The following is an 18,580-nucleotide window of genomic DNA, read 5'->3' as shown; positions in this document are numbered from 1 at the left end:
TGGTCCTGTGGCCGAGTGGCTAGGCAGAGCTCTGCAAAAGCTCGTACAGCGGTTCGAATCCGCTCGGGACCTCACTAAAATACATATTTCTAAAAAAAAGTACCATTCAGCTATGATAACCATTTCACAAGCTGAATGGTATTTTTGTTTTTAATTCTACCTGTTTTTCCTCAAATACAGAATAAAATTAGGTTTTAGGTGGGTTCTGCTCTTTAATTAGAAGAAGTCTAAATAATTAAATTATTGCAAATTAAGAATAGAAATACTTTGGCACGTACCTATTAGTGCATTACTTTTGTAGGGTCAAGAAGTATCATGTTTTTGTTAATTCATACACGAATGAAGAGTAGTTTATTTTTCAAAAAAATGCGCAACATCAGTCGGCTATTAGTAGTAGCAATGTTGACTACTGTTGGATTCAGTGCAGTAGCTCAAGATGGTGATGCAGCCAATGGCGAATCACTATTTAATAACAACTGTAAAGCTTGTCACTCAGCAAAAGACGAAGTAGTCGTCGGGCCAGGATTGAAAGACATTCAGAAACGTCGGGACTTAGCTTGGCTTGTTAAGTGGGTAAAAAACCCGAACGGAGTAATCCAGTCAGGTGACGAATATGCAGTTGCTTTGTACAACAAATTCAACAAAGCGCAGATGACTGCCTTCCCAGCATTTGGTGAGACGGAAGTAAAAGACATCGTAGCTTACATTGAAAAAGCAAATACAGCAGTGGCGGCAGCTCCTGCAGCGGCGGGTGCTACTGCGGCAGCGGGTGGAGCAGCAGCTGAGTCGTCTGATTTGTTTACGTACATTTTGGTTGCATTATTATTAGTGATGCTACTTGTTCTTGGAGTATTGCTGGCAATTGTATCTATTCTCTCAAAAGCAGTGAGCGGAGAAGTAGGTGCTGGTGATGGCGGTTCTTTTGGCGACAAACTTCGTAACGGTTTGGTAGCCATGAGCAAAAACTCAGCTATCCGCAGTGCAACAGTATGGTTCTTTGTATTGATGGTGACGAAAGCTACCCTTGATGGCTTGTATGGCGTAGGTATCCAACAAGGATACGCTCCAAAGCAACCAATCGCTTTCTCGCACAAACTGCACGCAGGTCAATATAAAATTGACTGTAACTACTGCCACACAGGGGTTAACCGTGGTAAGTCTGCGACAATTCCTTCGGCAAACATTTGTATGAACTGCCATGGAGTTATCAAAAAAGAATCTCCTGAAATTCAAAAAATTTACTCGGCTATCGAGGAAAACAAGCCAATCCAGTGGGTACGTGTTCACAACCTACCTGATTTGGCGTATTTTAACCACGCCCAACACGTAAACGTGGGTGGTCTTCAGTGTCAGCAGTGCCACGGTGAAATCCAAACGATGGAGGTTGTTCAACAACGTTCAACCTTGACAATGGGTTGGTGTATCGACTGTCACCGCAAGACAGACGTTAACACAAAAGAAAACGCCTATTATGACAAGCTAGTTCAGCTTCATGCTGAGAAAAGCGATAAGCCATTGAAAGTGGCTGATATTGGCGGCTTGGAATGTTCAAAGTGTCACTACTAGAACTAGAAAATATAAGAATCCAGAATCTACATTCATAAATATATGGAAAACCAAACGAAGAGGTATTGGAAAGGACTAGAGGAGCTTCGGAATGATGAGACTTTTGTAAAAAACGCCCATAACGAATTTGGTAGCTTTGAACCTACTAATTCCAGTGAAAACAAGAGCATCGTCGATGGTATTGGTTCAGACCGTCGCGATTTCTTGAAAGTGCTGGGATTTGGCGTTGCTGCCGTGTCGTTGGCTGCGTGTGAAGCTCCCATAAGAAAAGCTGTTCCTTATCTCAACAAGCCAGTAGATACCTTCCCGACTATCGCAGATTGGTACGCATCGACGTACGCTGAGGGCGGAGATTATGCTAGTATTCTAGTAAAAACTCGCGAAGGACGTCCAGTCAAAATTGAAGGGAACAAACAATCGAGTGTAAGCAGAGGAGGGGTTAGTGCTCGCGCACATGCCTCTTTGTTGGCGTTATACGATATTGAAAAATTGAAAGGCCCTAAAAAAGGGGATGCTGATGCTGACTGGGATGTAATTGACAAAGAAATCTCAGCTCAATTGGCAAAAGGCGGACAGATTCGTATCGTTTCTTCTACCATTTTAAGCCCTTCAACAAAAGCTGTTATCGGCGACTTTGCTGCAAAATATCCTACAACAAAACACATTTCTTACGATGTAAATTCAGCATCTGGCTTAATCAAAGCGAACGCTGAGTCTTTTGGCAAAGCAATATTGCCATCGTATGATTTTAGTAAAGCAAAAGTAATTGTAGGTTTAAGTTGCGACTTTTTAGGTACTTGGGTTGCTCCAGATGCGTTCTCAACCCAATATGCCAAAGGCCGTAAAATAAGCAGTGCAAAAGGCGGAAATAAATCAATGTCGCGTCACTTCCAGTTTGAGACAACATTGTCACTTACTGGTTCAAACGCTGACTATCGCACAGCCATCAAACCTTCACAAGAAGGTCTTGTAGCGTTGGCGTTATATAATAAGATTACTGGCAACGGAAGCGCTTCGTTAGGTGCTGAGGTTGACAAAATGCTTGATAAAGCAGCGAGAGAATTAAAAGCTGCTCAAGGGGCTTCGTTGGTCGTATCTGGCTCAAACGATGCGAGTGTTCAAGTTGTAGTAAATGCTATTAACCAAACACTTGGTTCGTATGGCGCTACGATTGATTTGGGCACACCAGCGTACTTCCGTCAAGGAGATGACGCTGCCATGAACACGTTGATTGATGAAGTAAAAGGTGGTTCAGTAAGCGCCGTGATTTTCTACGGTTGCAACCCTGTCTATGATCATCCACGTGGAGCTGAATTGAAAGAAGGACTTTCTAAAGTAGCGCTTTCGGTTTCATTTGCTGATCGTGCCGATGAAACATCTTCACTTTGCAAATACATCGCACCTGCTCCTCATTATTTAGAAAGCTGGGGTGATGCACAACCAGTTGCTGGATTCTATAGCTTACAGCAACCTGCCATTTCACTGATTTACAAAACGCGCCAAGCACAATCAAGCTTATTGAAATGGGCTGGTTTGAATCCTGACTTTTACGCTTATTTGCGTAACTACTGGAAAGCCAACGTAATTGGTGGGGCAGATTTTGAAAATGCTTGGACAAAAGCATTGCATGACGGTGTTTATGAAAAAGGAGCCGTAGCAGCTAGTGGTGCTGGAACAGTGGCAGGTGTAGAAGCCGCAGTCGCTGCAATCAACGGTGCATACAAAGCAAATGCTTCTGGCCTTGAAGTGGTTCTTTATGAAAAGGTAGGAATGGGAACAGGGGCATTAGCCAACAACCCTTGGTTGCAAGAGTTCCCAGATCCAATCACAAAAGCTTGCTGGGATAACTACGCATGTGTTTCTCAAAAAACAGCAAAAGAACTAGGAATAGCGCAAGACGACGTTGTTAAGGTAGAAATAAAAGGTAAATCTGTTGAATTACCAGTCGTAATTCAGCCAGGTCAAGCCAACGGAACCGTCGCTATTGCGATTGGGTACGGTCGCGAGAAAGCTGGAAAAGCAGGTAATGGTGTAGGGGTAAATGTATATCCTCTGGCTCAACTGAAAGGCGGAGCTGTTAGCTTCAGTGCAGGTGAAGGTACCCTAACTAAAACTGGAAATACACACAAAGTTGCGCAAACACAGACTCACGACACCGTAATGGCGCGTAAGTCGGTGCTTCAAGAAGCTCGTCTTGCTGAGTATCAAAAAGATAGCAAAGCAGGTCGTTACTTCCCGCACGTTGTTACTTCAGAAGGGGTGAAAGCACCAGGAGAAATTTCATTGTGGAATGGTTATGAAAAACCAAACCATTCTTGGGGATTGGCGATTGACCTTAACTCATGTACAGGTTGTGGTGCGTGCGTAATTAGCTGCCAAGCAGAAAATAACGTTTCGGTAGTTGGCCGCCAAGAAGTAATCAACCGCCGTGAAATGCACTGGATTCGTATCGACCGCTATTACAGCAGCGATGCACCAGTGGATGATTTGAGTGGTTTGGAAGTTGCCTCTGAAAACCCAGAAGTAACATTCCAGCCGTTGATGTGTCAGCACTGTGGAAACGCTCCTTGTGAGACGGTTTGTCCAGTATTGGCCACAACCCACAGCACAGAAGGTTTGAACCAAATGGCTTATAACCGTTGTGTAGGTACACGTTATTGTGCAAACAACTGCCCATACAAAGTACGTCGCTTCAACTGGTTTAAGTACTTCGATAACGATAAATTCGATTATCACTTCAATAACGACCTTGGTAAAATGGTCATCAACCCAGACGTAACTGTACGTTCGCGCGGGGTTATTGAAAAATGCTCAATGTGTGTGCAACGTATCCAAGAAGGTAAGTTGAATGCGAAGAAAGAGCGTCGTCGTCCAATTGACGGAGAAATTGAAGTAGCATGTTCGCAATCATGCCCAACAGAAGCGATTGTGTTTGGTGATATGAATGATCCAAGCAGCCGTATCTCTAAGTTGTTGGCAGAAGAGAAAGAAGGACGTGCATTCCAAATGTTGGATGAAATCAACGTCAAACCGCAGATTTCTTACTTGACTAAGATTCGTAACAAAGATGTGGATACTTCTAAAGCTACGGCTCACGAAGGGCACCAACATGCTGAGCACGGAGGTCACTAATAAATCAAAGCCACTGCTTTTCGGAGCAGTGGCTCTCGATAAAATAGTCGAGCTATTTTGTCAAAATACATAGAGAAAAATCAATAAAATAACTATTAACTCTTAAAAATATGCACGTTACTTCACCCGTAAGAACCCCTCTTGTAACAGGTGGCAAGACGTACGCTGACGTAACAGAGGATATCTGCAAGCAGGTGGAAGGTAAACCAACCAAAGAGTGGAAAATAGCATTTGCCATTTCTGTTGTGGTTTTACTGTATGGTACTTGCTGTCTCTTCTGGACTTGGTGGGAAGGTTTGGGCGTTTGGGGCCTTAATAAAACTGTAGGTTGGGCATGGGACATTACCAACTTCGTATGGTGGGTAGGTATCGGTCACGCTGGTACACTTATCTCCGCAATCTTGTTGTTGTTCCGTCAAAAATGGAGAACTTCTATCAACCGTGCTGCTGAAGCGATGACGATTTTCGCCGTTATTTGTGCGGCTTCGTTTATCTTGATGCACATGGGCCGTCCGTGGATGGCGCACTGGGCTTTGCCTTTGCCAAACACATTCGGATCATTGTGGGTTAACTTCAACTCTCCATTGGTTTGGGACGTATTCGCGATTTCAACGTACTTTTCAGTATCTTGTTTGTTCTGGTATGTAGGTCTTGTGCCTGATTTGGCTACTATCCGTGACCGCGCTCAAAACAAAGTATCTAAATTTATTTATGGTACATTGGCAATGGGCTGGAATGGTTCAGCCAAAACTTGGGCACGTTACGAGTACATCAGCTTAATCTTGGCTGGTTTGTCAACACCACTCGTACTTTCAGTACACACGATTGTATCCATGGACTTTGCAACCTCGGTTATTCCTGGTTGGCACACGACCATCTTCCCTCCTTACTTCGTAGCTGGTGCGATTTTCTCTGGTTTTGCCATGGTACAAAACTTGATGCTTATCGCTCGTGTCGTATATAAGTTGGAAGATTATATCACATTTGAGCACATCGAAATGATGAACAAAATCATCACGTTGACGGGTTCGATTGTGGGGGTAGCTTATTTGACTGAGTTCTTTATCGCTTGGTATTCAGGCGTTGAGTATGAAAGCTACGCATTTATCAACCGTGCTACGGGGCCATACTGGTGGGCATACTGGGCGATGATGACGTGTAACGTAATCTCTCCACAGCTTTTCTGGTCACGTTCACTTCGTCGTAGTGTTAAATGGACGTTCTTCATTTCCGTTATTGTAAACATCGGTATGTGGTTTGAGCGTTTCGTAATTATTGTGACGTCACTTCACCGCGACTATATTCCGTCGAGCTGGGCAATGTTTTCACCAACAATGTTTGACATCGGTGACTATATCTTCTCATTTGGTTTGTTTGGCACTCTTTTCTTATTGTTCTCTAAGTATTTGCCAGTAATCAACATGGCAGAGGTGAAGGGTGTATTGCGGACAACTTCTGAGCAATTGCCCAAAAAAATCGCAGGCGTTTCTAAAGCAGACAGATTAGCTTCTCCTGCCTACAAAAAAGATGCAGAATAAGAGAGTAAGGGAAGTTAAAATTGAGTTTTCAAAAAATAATTGAGACAACAATGACGGACGCAAATAAGAAGTTTTTGGTAGGTGTTTATGACGATGATGACGTAGCACTCGCCGCAGTAAATAAAATTAAAAGCGCTGGGGTGAAAATCTACGAAGTGTATTCACCTTTTGCTATTCACGGAATGGACATAGCAATTGGCCACCCACGGACTCGTATCGGTATTGCGGCATTTTGCTTTGGTTTGACTGGGTTTTTATGCGCAATTACGTTGACTACTTGGACAATGGGAATCGATTGGCCGATGGTAATTGGTGGAAAGGATCCCCTTTCTTTTCCAAACTACATTCCAATTATGTTTGAGCTTACGGTACTTTTTACGGCTTTTGGTATGACAATTACCTTTTTCCTGTCAAATGGATTAGGGCCAACCGTTGAGCCACTTTTGTTTGACCCACGTTGTACTGACAATAAATTTGTGATGGCGATTGACCTAAGCAAAAACAAAATGTCAGAAGCTGAAATCGCTAGTTTGGTAAAAGCTTCAGGAGCAGAAGAGGTGAGTGTTAAACAGGTTTAATGTTTTTAAATGAAGATGAAAAAAATTAATACATTAATTGCTGGTACGTTTGCTGTCGTCGCTGCTTTGAGTTCTTGCCAACGTGGTCACGATGATGCAGGTTTAGAATATGCTCCTAACATGTACAACTCGGTTGGTTATGAGCCATATACCCAAATTGAGAAAAACCCCATCAATGCTGATGGTAAAAACATGCGTGAGCCTGTAGCAGGAACGGTATCTCGCCGTAACTACAAAACTCAATTTGACAGCTCAAGCGTGGACTTGATGATTTACCACATCGGTAAAGATGAGCTCGCTACTGCGGAAGCCGTTTTGAAAAACCCTGTTCCAAATACTGCAAAAACACTTGCAGAAGGAAAAGCACTATATGGCAGATATTGCCAACACTGCCATGGTGAAACAGGGGCAGGAGATGGCCCAGTAGCTGACATGTACAAAGGGGTACCTAATTACAAAGCAGATGCTTACCTCAATATGAATGATGGACATATTTTCCACGTAATTACGCACGGAAAAGGTCGCATGTGGGCACATGGTTCACAAGTGACTCCCGAAGAGCGTTGGAAAATTGCTCACTATATTCATAAATTACAGAAAGGCTAGTACTAAGTTACTGTAATAAACCGAAGCGGCAAACCGCTAATTACGAACAAGTTAGCGGTTCGCCGCTGCGATAACCAACAACAACTTAAAGATAAAGATTTATAATGGGCGCACATCATCACGAAGTTGTTTCTGTCGAAGAACAATTTGAATTTACCGCCGAATCAAAACGCAATTTGCTCATTGGGATGGGTATTGGCGCTGCGCTGGTATTGATCGGAGCATATATGTTATCTCAAGGTGGTGGACATGGGCACGAAGCTCATGGGGCTGCGGGTCATGCTGCTGAACATGCACACGACCATGCCGAACACGCTTACCACTGGTCACAACGTATCATTTCTAACCTTTGGGTAAATAGCGTCTATTTTGCTGGTATTTCTGTCATTGGCTTATTCTTCTTAGCTTATAATAACCTTGCTCAGGCGGGTTGGTCGGCCGTATTTAGAAGAATCCCAGAGGCAATGCCTGCATTCTTGCCAGTACCAGCTATTATTATTTTGGTGCTTGCTGTAGGCTTTGGAGATAAATTATTCCACTGGATGCACGAAGGTATTATGGATCCCAATAGTCCACACTACGATGCCATCATCGCAGGTAAAAAAGGATTTTTGAACAAACCATTTTATTTCATCCGCCTCGTATTGTATTTCGGTTTGTGGTATGGCTTGTGGAAAGTATTGAGAAATTTGTCGCTTCAAGAAGACGAAATTGGTGGAACTGAGAATTATGAAAAAGCCATCAAATTCGGAACGGCGTTCTTGCTAGTTTTTGGTGTAACTTCATCTACTTCAGCTTGGGATTTTGTGATGGCAATCGATACTCACTGGTTCTCAACCATGTTTGGATGGTACACACTCGCTAGTTGGCACGTAGCAGGTTTGGCAACAATGACGCTTACCATTGTTATGTTGAAAGAGCGTGGCTATTTGAAAGCAGTAAACGAAAGCCATCTACACGACTTAGGTAAATTCTGTTTTGCCTTCTCTATTTTCTGGACATACGTTTGGTTTGAGCAGTTCTTGCTTATCTACTATGCTAACCTTCCAGAAGAAGCTATCTACTACCGTGAGCGTTTTAGTGGTTATGGTGGTATTTTTAAAGCACCATTTTTCATCAATCTTTTCTTAAACTTTGTTACCCCTTTCCTAGTTTTAATGACAAGGGATTCGAAGCGTACGCCATTGATTTTGAAAATCGCTTGTTGGTCAATCCTTGTAGGTCACTACTTCGATTTTTATACCAACATCATGCCAGGTACGGTAGGCGAACATGCTGGTTTTGGGCCTGTTGAGTTTGGCTTTATTTTATTGTTTGCTTGTGCGTTTATTTGGTCAGTTTCAACTCAGTTGACGAAAGGCAATCTAATCCCTCGCAACCATCCAATGTTAGAGGAGTCTCTTCACCATGATGTTGCGTAATTTGTAGAAATTGATTTTGTCGTAACTAGCAAAATCTCTAAATCAATATAAAACGACACAATAACAATGATTTATTTAGTTGGATTACTACTGGTTGTGCTGCTTGGAATTGCAATAGCCGTAGCAGCAAAATTGCAAAAGGTAATGGGTAGTACTCAATCAGAAAGTGATGCTCCTGTACCAAACAACAAAGTCAATGCCGCACTTTGGATGGTGTTTTTGGTTGCAGGTTCAGTAGCAATGGTATGGTCTTACCTCGCATCGAGAGATGCTTTTTTGCCAGAAGCGTCTTCCCCACATGGTCGGGAAACAGATAGCCAATTTTGGCTTGATATGGGTTTGTTAACGATTGCGTTCTTTATCGTAAACTTTTTGCTTTTCTTCTTCTCTTGGAAATATCAGTACAAAAAAGGCTATAAAGCTACTTTTTACCCTGAAAACCACAAGTTGGAGTTGATTTGGACTGCAATTCCTGCCGTAATCATGGCATCATTGGTATTTTTAGGATTCCGTTCATGGACTAAAATTATGGCCGATGCTCCAGCTGATTCTCAGGTGGTCGAAATTATGGGAAAACAGTTTGGTTGGATTGTTCGTTATGGAGGTGTTCAGGACAATAAGCTTGGAGCCTATAACTACAAGTTAATCACTTCAGATAACGAAATGGGCGTTGATTATTCAGACGAAGCATCAATGGACGACTTTATCAATCCAAGTGAAATGCACGTGGAAGTAGGTAAGCCTGTCTTGTTGAAAATCCGTGCTCGTGACGTTTTGCACAGTGTGTATATTCCTCACATGCGTGTTAAAATGGATGCAGTTCCTGGTATGCCAACAAAATTTTGGTTTATTCCAGATAAGTCAACGGAGCAAATGCGTGCAGAATTAAACAATCCTAATTTCGATTACGAAGTTGCATGTACGGAGGTATGTGGACGTGGTCACTTTGCAATGCGCTTGCGCCTGATTGTTGAAGACAAGGCTTCTGCTGATGCTTGGAAACAACAACAAAAACCTTTGCTATCGACTATTTTGGAGGCAAACCCTAAGTTTATCTCTAAAATCCCTGAGAAATTGCGTGCAAAGGCAATGAATTATGCTCCTTACGTAGAAGAAGCTGATAGTACCACTGCTTCTACAGGTTCGGCTGCGGCTGCAAGTGCATCGATGCGTTAATAGAAATTATAACTTTAAAATCTAAATAAAAATGTCAGTAGTAGAGGCTAACTTGGGACATGATGTCCACTCTCACGATGAACATGAGCACCACGAGTTAAACTTCTGGCGCCAATATATCTTCTCTGAAGATCACAAAGTGATAGCCAAACAGTACATGATAACTGGTATTTTTTGGGCTATCATTGGAGCTGCGATGTCGGTTATCTTCCGTTTGCAACTAGGGTTTCCTGGTGCAGACTTGAGCTGGCTAAAGCCATTTCTAGGTGATTGGATTACTGAAACAGGCGCATTAGACCCTAACTTTTACCTTGCCCTTGTAACCATGCACGGTACCATCATGGTATTCTTTGTATTGACGGCAGGTTTGAGTGGAACTTTCAGTAACTTCTTGATTCCATTGCAAGTTGGAGCTCGTGATATGGCATCAGGGTTCTTGAACATGCTTTCGTTTTGGTTGTTCTTTGTTTCAGGTTTATTGATGTTTATCTCTATCTTCCTTGAAACAGGGCCAGCAGCAGGTGGTTGGGTAATTTACCCGCCGCTAAGTGCATTACCACAAGCCCACATGGGTTCTGAAATGGGGATGACGCTTTGGTTGTCAAGTATGGCGATTTTTATCATGTCTTCGTTGTTAGGAAGTTTGAACTACGTTACAACCGTAATCAACCTTCGTACACGTGGTATGACTTTCACTCGTCTTCCATTGACAATTTGGGCGTTCTTAATCACGGCCGTATTGGGAATTATCTCTTTCCCTGTATTGCTTTCAGCAGCTTTGTTGTTGATTTTTGACCGTCACTTCGGAACAAGTTTCTACTTATCAGAAATTTATATCAACGGTGAAGCTTTGCCAAACGTTGGTGGTAGCCCAATCTTGTTCCAACACTTGTTCTGGTTCTTAGGACACCCAGAAGTATATATCGTATTGTTGCCAGCCCTTGGTATCACGTCAGAAGTAATTGCAACGAATGCCCGTAAGCCAATCTTTGGTTACCGTGCGATGATTGCCTCTATCATGGCGATTGCATTCCTTGCCTTTATCGTATGGGCGCACCACATGTTCGTAACAGGTATGAATCCATTCTTGGGCTCAATCTTTATGTTCTTGACGTTGATTATTGCGGTTCCATCGGCGGTAAAAGCGTTTAACTACATCACAACTTTGTGGCGTGGAAACATCGTCTTTACGCCAGGTATGTTGTTCTCAATCGGTCTGGTATCGTTGTTCGTATCAGGTGGTTTGACGGGTATCATTCTTGGAAACTCGGCATTGGATATTCAATTGCACGATACTTATTTTGTAGTAGCTCACTTCCACATTGTAATGGGTGCTGCTTCTGCCTTTGGGTTCTTCGCGGGTATTTACCACTGGTATCCAAAAATGTTTGGCCGTATGCTTAACAGCACACTTGGTCAAATTCACTTCTGGCTTACTTTTGCTGGGGTATATTTGGTATTTATGCCAATGCACTACATCGGTATTGCAGGTTTCCCACGTCGTTATTACCAATTCACAAGCTTTGACTTTGGTAAGTCGTTCACTGATTTGAACATGTTTGTTTCGATAGCTGCCATCTTTACTTTCTTTGCTCAGTTTATATTCCTTTGGAATTTCTTCTACAGCATGTTTAAAGGTAAAGTAGCACCTCAAAACCCTTGGAATTCAAATACTTTGGAGTGGACAACACCAGTAAACGTAGGTCACGGAAACTGGGTAGGAGAAATTCCTGCGGTATATCGTTGGCCATACGATTATAGCAAGCCAGGATCTGACGTTGATTTTATTCCTCAGAATATTCCTCACTCTCAAACGCTCGAATCTAACTTCCCGCATGAGAATGAGTATATAGCGCAGGAAAAAGAAATTGAGGCTCAAAATTATAATGACCAGTTTGCGTCACACTAATTCTGATACAAATAATCGCTTATTTCAGAAGCTAGCACTTCTAACAGTAGTTGTCGTTTATGTTTTGATAGTAATCGGCGGTATTGTTAGAAGTACTGGCTCTGGGATGGGTTGCCCCGATTGGCCAAAATGCTTTGGTTCATGGGTTCCTCCGACAGAAGTTTCCGAACTACCTGCCAACTACCAAGAAGTTTTTGGTGCTAAATTAAAAGGAGAGGTAGAATTTAATGTATTTAAGACGTGGACAGAATACCTTAATCGGCTTTTTGGGGTATTTACCGGACTCTTAATTTTTGCTACTCTTCTCGCTTCTATTCCTTTTCTTAAACGCGACCGACCGATTTTTTACATGAGCTTACTGGCGTTCTTGCTAGTAGGGTTTCAAGGTTGGTTGGGTGCAAAAGTGGTTTCTTCGGAACTTGCGCCTGTTATGGTCACTTTGCACATGTTACTGGCTATAGTCATCGTATTTGTACTGATTTATACCATGGCAAGGTCGTATGTTGGGGATGTTCAACTCGGTGAAATAAAAAAGAAAACGTTCATAAATAAGTGGCTCATTTGGACGTTGATTTTATCACTCATACAAGTTTTGTTGGGTACGCAAGTAAGGGAAGTAATGGACGTAGCGATGAAAGAACTTGGGGAAGCTGGCAGAAATCAGTGGATAGAGCACTTAGGAGTGAAATTTTACATCCACCGTTCTTATTCAATTTTGCTCTTTGGGTTGCACGTAGGTTTACTTTACTGGCTACGCAAAGCGGCCTCGCAAAGCGGTCTCATTTACAAATTGACGCTGGCGTTGTTGGTGATGGTCATCATTGAAATAGCCACTGGGATTATCATGGCGTATTGGTCAGTCCCGGCATTTGCGCAACCTCTCCACTTGACACTCGCTACGATTGCACTGGGATTACAGTTTGTGCTTTTGTTGCTAATTAATGCTGAAGTAGTCTTCAACAAAAGACAATTATTCACTACTGAAAATATTAACGCCTAACAATGACATTGTCAATCAATTTATTTATTGAAAAAGTACGCAGCTATTTGGAGTTGATGAAACTTCGCTTGGCCTGGTTAGTGGCTTTTTCGGGGGCGTTTGGATATAGCCTAGCGGTCGAAAAAGTAAACTGGTCTAGCCTATTACTTTTTATTTTGGCGGCTTTTTCAATCACTGGTGCGGCAAATATCATCAACCAAATCATTGAGAAAGATTTGGATAAATTGATGAAAAGAACCCAAAATCGACCACTTCCTAGTGGCCGTGTTTCAGTGAATGAAGCTACTATGTTTGCCTTAGCCTTATTCGCCTTTGCGACGTTCATATTTTTGATGGAATTCAATGTAAGAGCGTGTGCTTTGGCCATTCTTTCCACGATTTTATATGGGTTTGTTTACACACCTCTCAAACGCGTGGGGACGATAGCAGTTTTTGTAGGAGCTATTCCTGGGGCATTTCCGCCAATGATTGGCTGGGTAGCTGCCACAAATCAGTTTGGATTAGAACCAGGAATTTTGTTCGCGATTCAATTTTTCTGGCAATTCCCACATTTCTGGGCTATTGCTTGGGTATTAGACGAAGATTACAAAAAAGCTGGTTTTAACCTTTTACCTTCCAAAGGAGGAAAAGACCTAAATACGGCGATTCAAATGATGATTTATACCTTATTTCTTTTGCCAGTAGGGTGGTTGCCATACGAACTTGGAATGACAGGAATTAACTCAGCGCTGGTCGCTATGCTGTTTGGAGTGTTGTTTTTGGCACAAACGTTTCATTTGATGCAGAAGTGCTCAGACAAAACAGCCCTACAGCTTATGTTTGGCTCATTTGCGTATTTACCCATTGTACAAATCGCTTATTTGCTGGATAAGGCTTAGTTGTTGGAAACTAAGTAATGACTTAAAACAATTTTTAAAACTATGGCAAAGGTTGAAAAACTAAGGATAGAGGAAGCGCCAGAAACCTTGTCGATGGATCCCAAGAAGTTTATCTTGTGGGGTTTTATCGTAACAATTATCATGCTTTTTGCCTCGCAGACAAGTGCCTACTTGGTGCGTAGAGCGGAAGGAAACTGGGTTGAATTTGAGGTGCCTCAAATTTTTTGGTATAGTTCTGTTGTATTGATTATTAGCAGTATTGCCATGCACTGGGCATATTTAGCTGCAAAAAAAGACAATTTCAATACGCTCAAAATCGCAATTTCTATTACTTTTGTGCTTGGACTGGCGTTTTTGTGGATGCAAGTAGAAGGATGGAAAGACCTAGTGGCCCAAAACATTTATTTCGTTGGTAACCCCTCAGGCTCGTTCTTTTATGTTTTTACGCTTCTTCACGGTGTTCACTTGGTAACAGGTCTGATTGTGTTGTGTGTTACTTTTATCTCAGCAATGCGCTTAAAAGTTCACGCAAAAAACTTGAGAAGAATTGAGATTTGTACCACATATTGGCATTTTCTTGACATTCTCTGGCTTTATTTGTTTGCATTTCTTTTGTATTTCCGTTGATTAAACATTTTACTTAAAACCTGAATTTTTAATAGAATAACGATGGCTGCTACTGCACAACCGAATGTGAAAAATGTATGGCTAGGTGGAGTTGAGCCCATGAAGGCTAGCTACGGGAAGTTGATGATGTGGTTCTTTTTAGTATCAGATACATTTACTTTCTCGGCCTTGTTGGTTTCTTATGGCTTAGTTCGCTTCAGTTATCCTGCCTATGCGGGTAAGGTCGCTGATTTTGTATCATCACCAGCCTATTGGCCAATTCCTGAAAAGGTATTTGATGCCCTGCCATTTATGCACGGCCTTCATGCCCCACTCGTTTTTGTAGGGATTATGACCTTCATTTTGATTCTTAGCTCGGTGACAATGGTACTTGCAGTAGAAGCAGGTCACCGTATGGATCGCGCTGCGGTTGAAAAATATATGTTGTGGACAATCCTCGGTGGCGCTACTTTCTTGGGCTGCCAGGCATGGGAGTGGACGCACTTTATCCACGGAACTGATAATGGAACCGTTATCAAAGAGTTGGTTGATGGCTCTTGGGTATCAAAAACAGTTTTTGGTGCAAACTTGACAGAAAATCAGTATGGCCCACCAGCATTTGCTGACTTGTTTTTCTTCATTACAGGATTCCACGGTACACACGTGTTCTCAGGAGTAGTGCTTAATTACTTGATTTTCTACAGAACGTCAACTGGTTTTTATGACCGCCGTGGTTCGTATGAAATGGTAGAAAAAGTAGGTCTTTACTGGCACTTTGTTGACTTGGTGTGGGTATTCGTATTTACATTCTTTTACTTGGTATAATTTACTACCTAATCTCTAATTTCCTTTAATTAAGAAAAATATGGCACACGTTCACGAACACGACGAAAACGCTGGCGCAGAACAACGTAAAGCAATCTGGCGCACATTTTGGATTTTACTTATCCTTACGGCTTTAGAGTTCTTGATTGCATTTACATTGAATGCTGGTACGCTTAAAACAGCTATCTTCGTTGGAATGACGATTGTAAAAGCGTTTTATATCGTAGGCGAATTTATGCACCTTAAACACGAAGTAAAGTCGTTGATTTGGGCCGCTTTGCTTCCATGTATCTTCGTCGTTTGGTTGCTCATAGCATTGATGACAGAAGGTGGTTCTATTTTTGATTTGAGATAGTTCTATGCAAAAGTATATAAAAGCCGGAATGCTGACTTTGGTGTTGGCATTACCGGCTTTCATTGTTTTATTCTTACATAGCTTTGGTGAAAATCACTTTGAGCTGCCCTATTTTGTCCCTGCAATTGATAGCTCAGGAAAGCCAATTTTAAACGGAAAAGATACCGTTTTTTATCAGGTTCCATCAGCCGTCCAAGGTACGATTAAGGTTGCTGGCTTCTTCAATCCAGATAGTGATGCGGTGGTAAGGCAGCATTTTGATAGGGCAAAAAAGCTATTTGATAAAGAAGCAAGCTTTAGTGTGGAGAAAGGAACTCCCGAACTACTGATAGATACGTACAAGCTTAGCAATTTGAAAAATGGGAAATCAAAACAAACCATTCCCTACAACGAACAGTTGGTATTGGTAGATAAACAAGGCTATATCCGAGGTTTTTATAATGGAAAAGACGAGAAGGATGTAGAGCGTTTGGTCACCGAAATAAGCGTACTGTTAGATATCTATCAAAAAAAGGAAAAATAATCATGTCAACAATTACTGTTCCGCAAAATAAAAAATTCAATCAGTGGATCAATATAATCGCCGTTGCGATTCCCGTGGTCGTTGCTATTTTGTTGAATCCGAATATCCCTAAAGTGAACCTGGGAGAGTGGACAAAAGCACTTCCGCACGTAAATGGAGTCATCAACTCTCTGACAAGCGTGTCGTTACTTGCTGGTTTTTATTTTATCAAACGTAAAAACATCGCTGCGCATCGGGCAATGATGACCATCTCCTTTTGCTTGGGGGCAGTTTTCTTGGTGAGCTATGTGTTGTATCATTTATCGAATGAATCAACCGCCTTTGGAGGCGAAGGAATCATTCGTCCAATTTATTATTTCTTGCTTATTACGCACATTACACTTTCGATTGGAGTGGTTTGGTTTGTATTACGCGCGGTATATTATGCGTTTAGCAATCAAATAGACCTGCACAAGAAAGCTGTTAAATGGGCGTTTCCTATTTGGCTATATGTCAGTATAACGGGCGTCATCGTTTACTTGATGATTTCTCCTTACTATCAATAATCTGATTTTAATCAACAACACTATGAAAAAGTATGGTATTCTTGCATTGGTGATGCTACTGTTTGTGGTAAGCTCAGAGGGAGTGTTTGCACAATGTGCAATGTGTAAAGGGGCGGTTGAAACCAATATGAGCACTGGAAAAAACGTGATTGGTAACGGTATCAATGTAGGTATTGCTTATCTGTTTGTTTTTCCCTATCTAACAGTGGCTGTGATTGCTTATTTGTGGTACCGAAATAGTCGTAAAGCCTTAGAACAAAAAATGGCGCTACAGGCACGTATGCGCGAAGTGCTTAAATAAAACCAACACGTGTCGAAGAGCTCTATGTATTCCTCTGCCAAACCTCTTTTTGATTATATCGTTCAAAACATAACTGCGTATCCTCACAAGGAAGCGAGGGCCATGGCATTTATGATGATGGAGCATTTTTTACGGCTTCGCAACGTGGACGTGCTTGTAGATAAACCTATCCCTGCCAATGCCTCACAGCCTGACTGGGATGTAATCATTGAACGTTTAAACCAAAGTGAGCCTGTACAACACATCATCGGTTCGACGTATTTCTGCAATTTGGAGTTTAAAGTGTCGCCGTCGGTGCTGATTCCTCGTCCAGAAACCGAAGAGTTGGTACGGTTAGTAGTGAAGGATTGTTATTGGGAAGAAAACCCTGTCAAAATCGTTGATATTGGCACAGGAAGCGGCTGTATTGCGATTGCCCTCGACCGATTTATGTCGTTTGCTAAGGTGTGGGGTTGGGATGTATCGGAAGATGCCTTGGCGATTGCGCAAGAAAATGCCCACCGTTTGTTGTCAGAAGCAACGTTTGAAAAATACGATATTTTAAAAGAAGATACCTTCACGGGTGAGTTTGATTGTGTGGTAAGTAACCCGCCCTACGTGACTTATTCCGAACAGTCGAGTATGGAGCCCAATGTATTGCGTTTTGAGCCGCATTTGGCACTGTTTGTGGAAGATACTGATCCGTTACTTTTTTATCGCGCTATCGCCGACTTTTGCCTAAAACATCTGAAAAAAACGGGTGCTTGCTACGTCGAAATCAATGAACATTTTGGACAAGCAACCAAGCAGCTTTTTGTAGAAAAAGGCTTTGTCAAGGTTGATGTCATCCAGGATATGTACGGAAAAGACCGCATCGTGAAAGCAAAGCTGTCGATAGAGGGTCTGTAATACTACATCGGTTTTTGTTTAAAAATGAGTATCCCAGTGAGTTATTGGAAATTATTTGTAGCGTTTTTCGTTGTAAATCAGCTTATTGCCCAAAGCGTACGTAAAGTTAGTGCAACGATGACAATGCGCACGGCCCACAAAGGAAAAACCATCAATACCCGTGCTGAATTGTGTTACGCAACTTCTGGGCGGATGGTGACGCTTTTTCCTAAACCCGCTGAATTGTACGTCTTTAACAATTCCAACGGCGAAATTAAGGTTTTTGACCCCACTAAAAATACGGTATTGCAGCAGCAAAACGCGACTTACAGTACTGAAACAACCCAGTTTTTTTATTTTTTGCATAATAGGAAAGCAGACCTAGGCTTATCGAGCATGGGTTTTTCGCTGAGCCAAACAAAGTTTGAAGATGGCCTAATGATTTCGACTTGGAAATCGCCTACACCGATGGCAAAAAGTATCAAACGCGTTGAGCTGGTACACAAAGGCCAAAATCCTATTTTTATGAAATACATAGACCCCTCCGAACGGACGATAAAGAAGGTCTATTACTACGAATACACAAAACTAGGGAGCGTTGATTTTCCGCAGACAATCACGCAGATTGATTACGTAACCGCTAGGGATTCGATTATCACCAAAACGGCTTATGGCGCCTTAAAAATCAATGAGCAAGTAACCTCTACTTTGCTTGATTTTGTGATTCCTGCTAACGCTAAGATTCTCAAATAAC

18 protein-coding genes and 1 tRNA gene are annotated in these 18,580 nt (G+C 42.0%); all 19 read left to right on the top strand.

Annotation, left to right across the window (positions count from 1 at the left end; translation table 11 throughout):
- The first annotated feature begins 1 nt into the window (after nt 1).
- The 19 genes from AC23P2_RS01090 (at nt 2) to AC23P2_RS01000 (ending at nt 18,579) form a co-directional block, all read left to right on the top strand.
- Nucleotides 2–72: transfer RNA gene (locus AC23P2_RS01090), tRNA-Cys, on the top strand.
- Nucleotides 73–339: 267 nt separating this feature from the next.
- Entirely contained in the window at nt 340–1,566 is a 1,227-nt protein-coding gene (locus AC23P2_RS01085) for a c-type cytochrome (protein ID WP_487771478.1), read from the top strand.
- A 42-nt stretch (nt 1,567–1,608) separates the two neighbouring features.
- Nucleotides 1,609–4,698: a TAT-variant-translocated molybdopterin oxidoreductase gene (locus AC23P2_RS01080; RefSeq protein ID WP_487771477.1), complete on the top strand. Its 3,090-nt coding sequence runs from the start codon at nt 1,609–1,611 to the stop codon at nt 4,696–4,698.
- A gap of 110 nt (nt 4,699–4,808) precedes the next feature.
- A complete protein-coding gene (nrfD, locus tag AC23P2_RS01075; protein ID WP_122932272.1) occupies nt 4,809–6,236 on the top strand; it encodes an NrfD/PsrC family molybdoenzyme membrane anchor subunit in 1,428 nt (475 codons plus the stop codon).
- Nucleotides 6,237–6,286: 50 nt separating this feature from the next.
- Nucleotides 6,287–6,814 (top strand): DUF3341 domain-containing protein, encoded by a 528-nt coding sequence (locus tag AC23P2_RS01070; RefSeq protein WP_122932271.1) that lies wholly within the window; start codon nt 6,287–6,289, stop codon nt 6,812–6,814.
- A gap of 15 nt (nt 6,815–6,829) precedes the next feature.
- Nucleotides 6,830–7,420, top strand: a complete 591-nt coding sequence (locus AC23P2_RS01065) for a c-type cytochrome (RefSeq protein WP_084332209.1) — start codon at nt 6,830–6,832, stop codon at nt 7,418–7,420.
- Between the two features lie 104 nt (nt 7,421–7,524).
- Nucleotides 7,525–8,841 (top strand): quinol:cytochrome C oxidoreductase, encoded by a 1,317-nt coding sequence (locus AC23P2_RS01060; RefSeq protein ID WP_487771476.1) that lies wholly within the window; start codon nt 7,525–7,527, stop codon nt 8,839–8,841.
- Nucleotides 8,842–8,907: 66 nt separating this feature from the next.
- Nucleotides 8,908–10,017 carry a cytochrome c oxidase subunit II gene (locus tag AC23P2_RS01055; protein ID WP_183972066.1) on the top strand — a complete coding sequence of 370 codons (1,110 nt, stop codon included), beginning with the start codon at nt 8,908–8,910 and terminating at the stop codon, nt 10,015–10,017.
- A 31-nt stretch (nt 10,018–10,048) separates the two neighbouring features.
- Nucleotides 10,049–11,926 carry a cytochrome c oxidase subunit I gene (locus AC23P2_RS01050; RefSeq protein ID WP_028524171.1) on the top strand — a complete coding sequence of 626 codons (1,878 nt, stop codon included), beginning with the start codon at nt 10,049–10,051 and terminating at the stop codon, nt 11,924–11,926.
- A complete protein-coding gene (locus tag AC23P2_RS01045; protein ID WP_487771475.1) occupies nt 11,904–12,926 on the top strand; it encodes a COX15/CtaA family protein in 1,023 nt (340 codons plus the stop codon). Before AC23P2_RS01050 ends, AC23P2_RS01045 begins: the two co-directional genes overlap by 23 nt.
- 2 nt (nt 12,927–12,928) lie before the next feature.
- Nucleotides 12,929–13,804: a heme o synthase gene (gene cyoE / locus AC23P2_RS01040; protein ID WP_487771474.1), complete on the top strand. Its 876-nt coding sequence runs from the start codon at nt 12,929–12,931 to the stop codon at nt 13,802–13,804.
- Between the two features lie 42 nt (nt 13,805–13,846).
- Entirely contained in the window at nt 13,847–14,431 is a 585-nt protein-coding gene (locus AC23P2_RS01035; protein WP_122932264.1) for a cytochrome c oxidase subunit 3, read from the top strand.
- Between the two features lie 42 nt (nt 14,432–14,473).
- Nucleotides 14,474–15,235, top strand: coding sequence for a cytochrome c oxidase subunit 3 (locus tag AC23P2_RS01030; RefSeq protein ID WP_472488907.1), 762 nt, complete (start codon nt 14,474–14,476; stop codon nt 15,233–15,235).
- Nucleotides 15,236–15,275: 40 nt separating this feature from the next.
- Nucleotides 15,276–15,590: a cytochrome C oxidase subunit IV family protein gene (locus tag AC23P2_RS01025; protein ID WP_487771473.1), complete on the top strand. Its 315-nt coding sequence runs from the start codon at nt 15,276–15,278 to the stop codon at nt 15,588–15,590.
- 4 nt (nt 15,591–15,594) lie between these two features.
- A complete protein-coding gene (locus AC23P2_RS01020; RefSeq protein WP_487771472.1) occupies nt 15,595–16,113 on the top strand; it encodes a hypothetical protein in 519 nt (172 codons plus the stop codon).
- A 2-nt stretch (nt 16,114–16,115) separates the two neighbouring features.
- Nucleotides 16,116–16,658, top strand: a complete 543-nt coding sequence (locus tag AC23P2_RS01015) for a DUF420 domain-containing protein (protein WP_487771471.1) — start codon at nt 16,116–16,118, stop codon at nt 16,656–16,658.
- 22 nt (nt 16,659–16,680) lie between these two features.
- Complete coding sequence (locus tag AC23P2_RS01010) at nt 16,681–16,959, top strand: hypothetical protein (protein WP_487771470.1); 279 nt, start codon at nt 16,681–16,683, stop codon at nt 16,957–16,959.
- A 24-nt stretch (nt 16,960–16,983) separates the two neighbouring features.
- On the top strand, nt 16,984–17,847 hold the full coding sequence (prmC, locus tag AC23P2_RS01005) for a peptide chain release factor N(5)-glutamine methyltransferase (protein WP_487771469.1): 864 nt from the start codon (nt 16,984–16,986) through the stop codon (nt 17,845–17,847).
- 24 nt (nt 17,848–17,871) lie between these two features.
- On the top strand, nt 17,872–18,579 hold the full coding sequence (locus AC23P2_RS01000; protein WP_487771468.1) for a LolA family protein: 708 nt from the start codon (nt 17,872–17,874) through the stop codon (nt 18,577–18,579).
- Nucleotide 18,580: the final 1 nt, after the last annotated feature.

It is taken from the genome of Runella sp. R0.1_18 (assembly GCF_057652155.1).
This window is presented reverse-complemented; position numbering and strand designations above follow the sequence as displayed.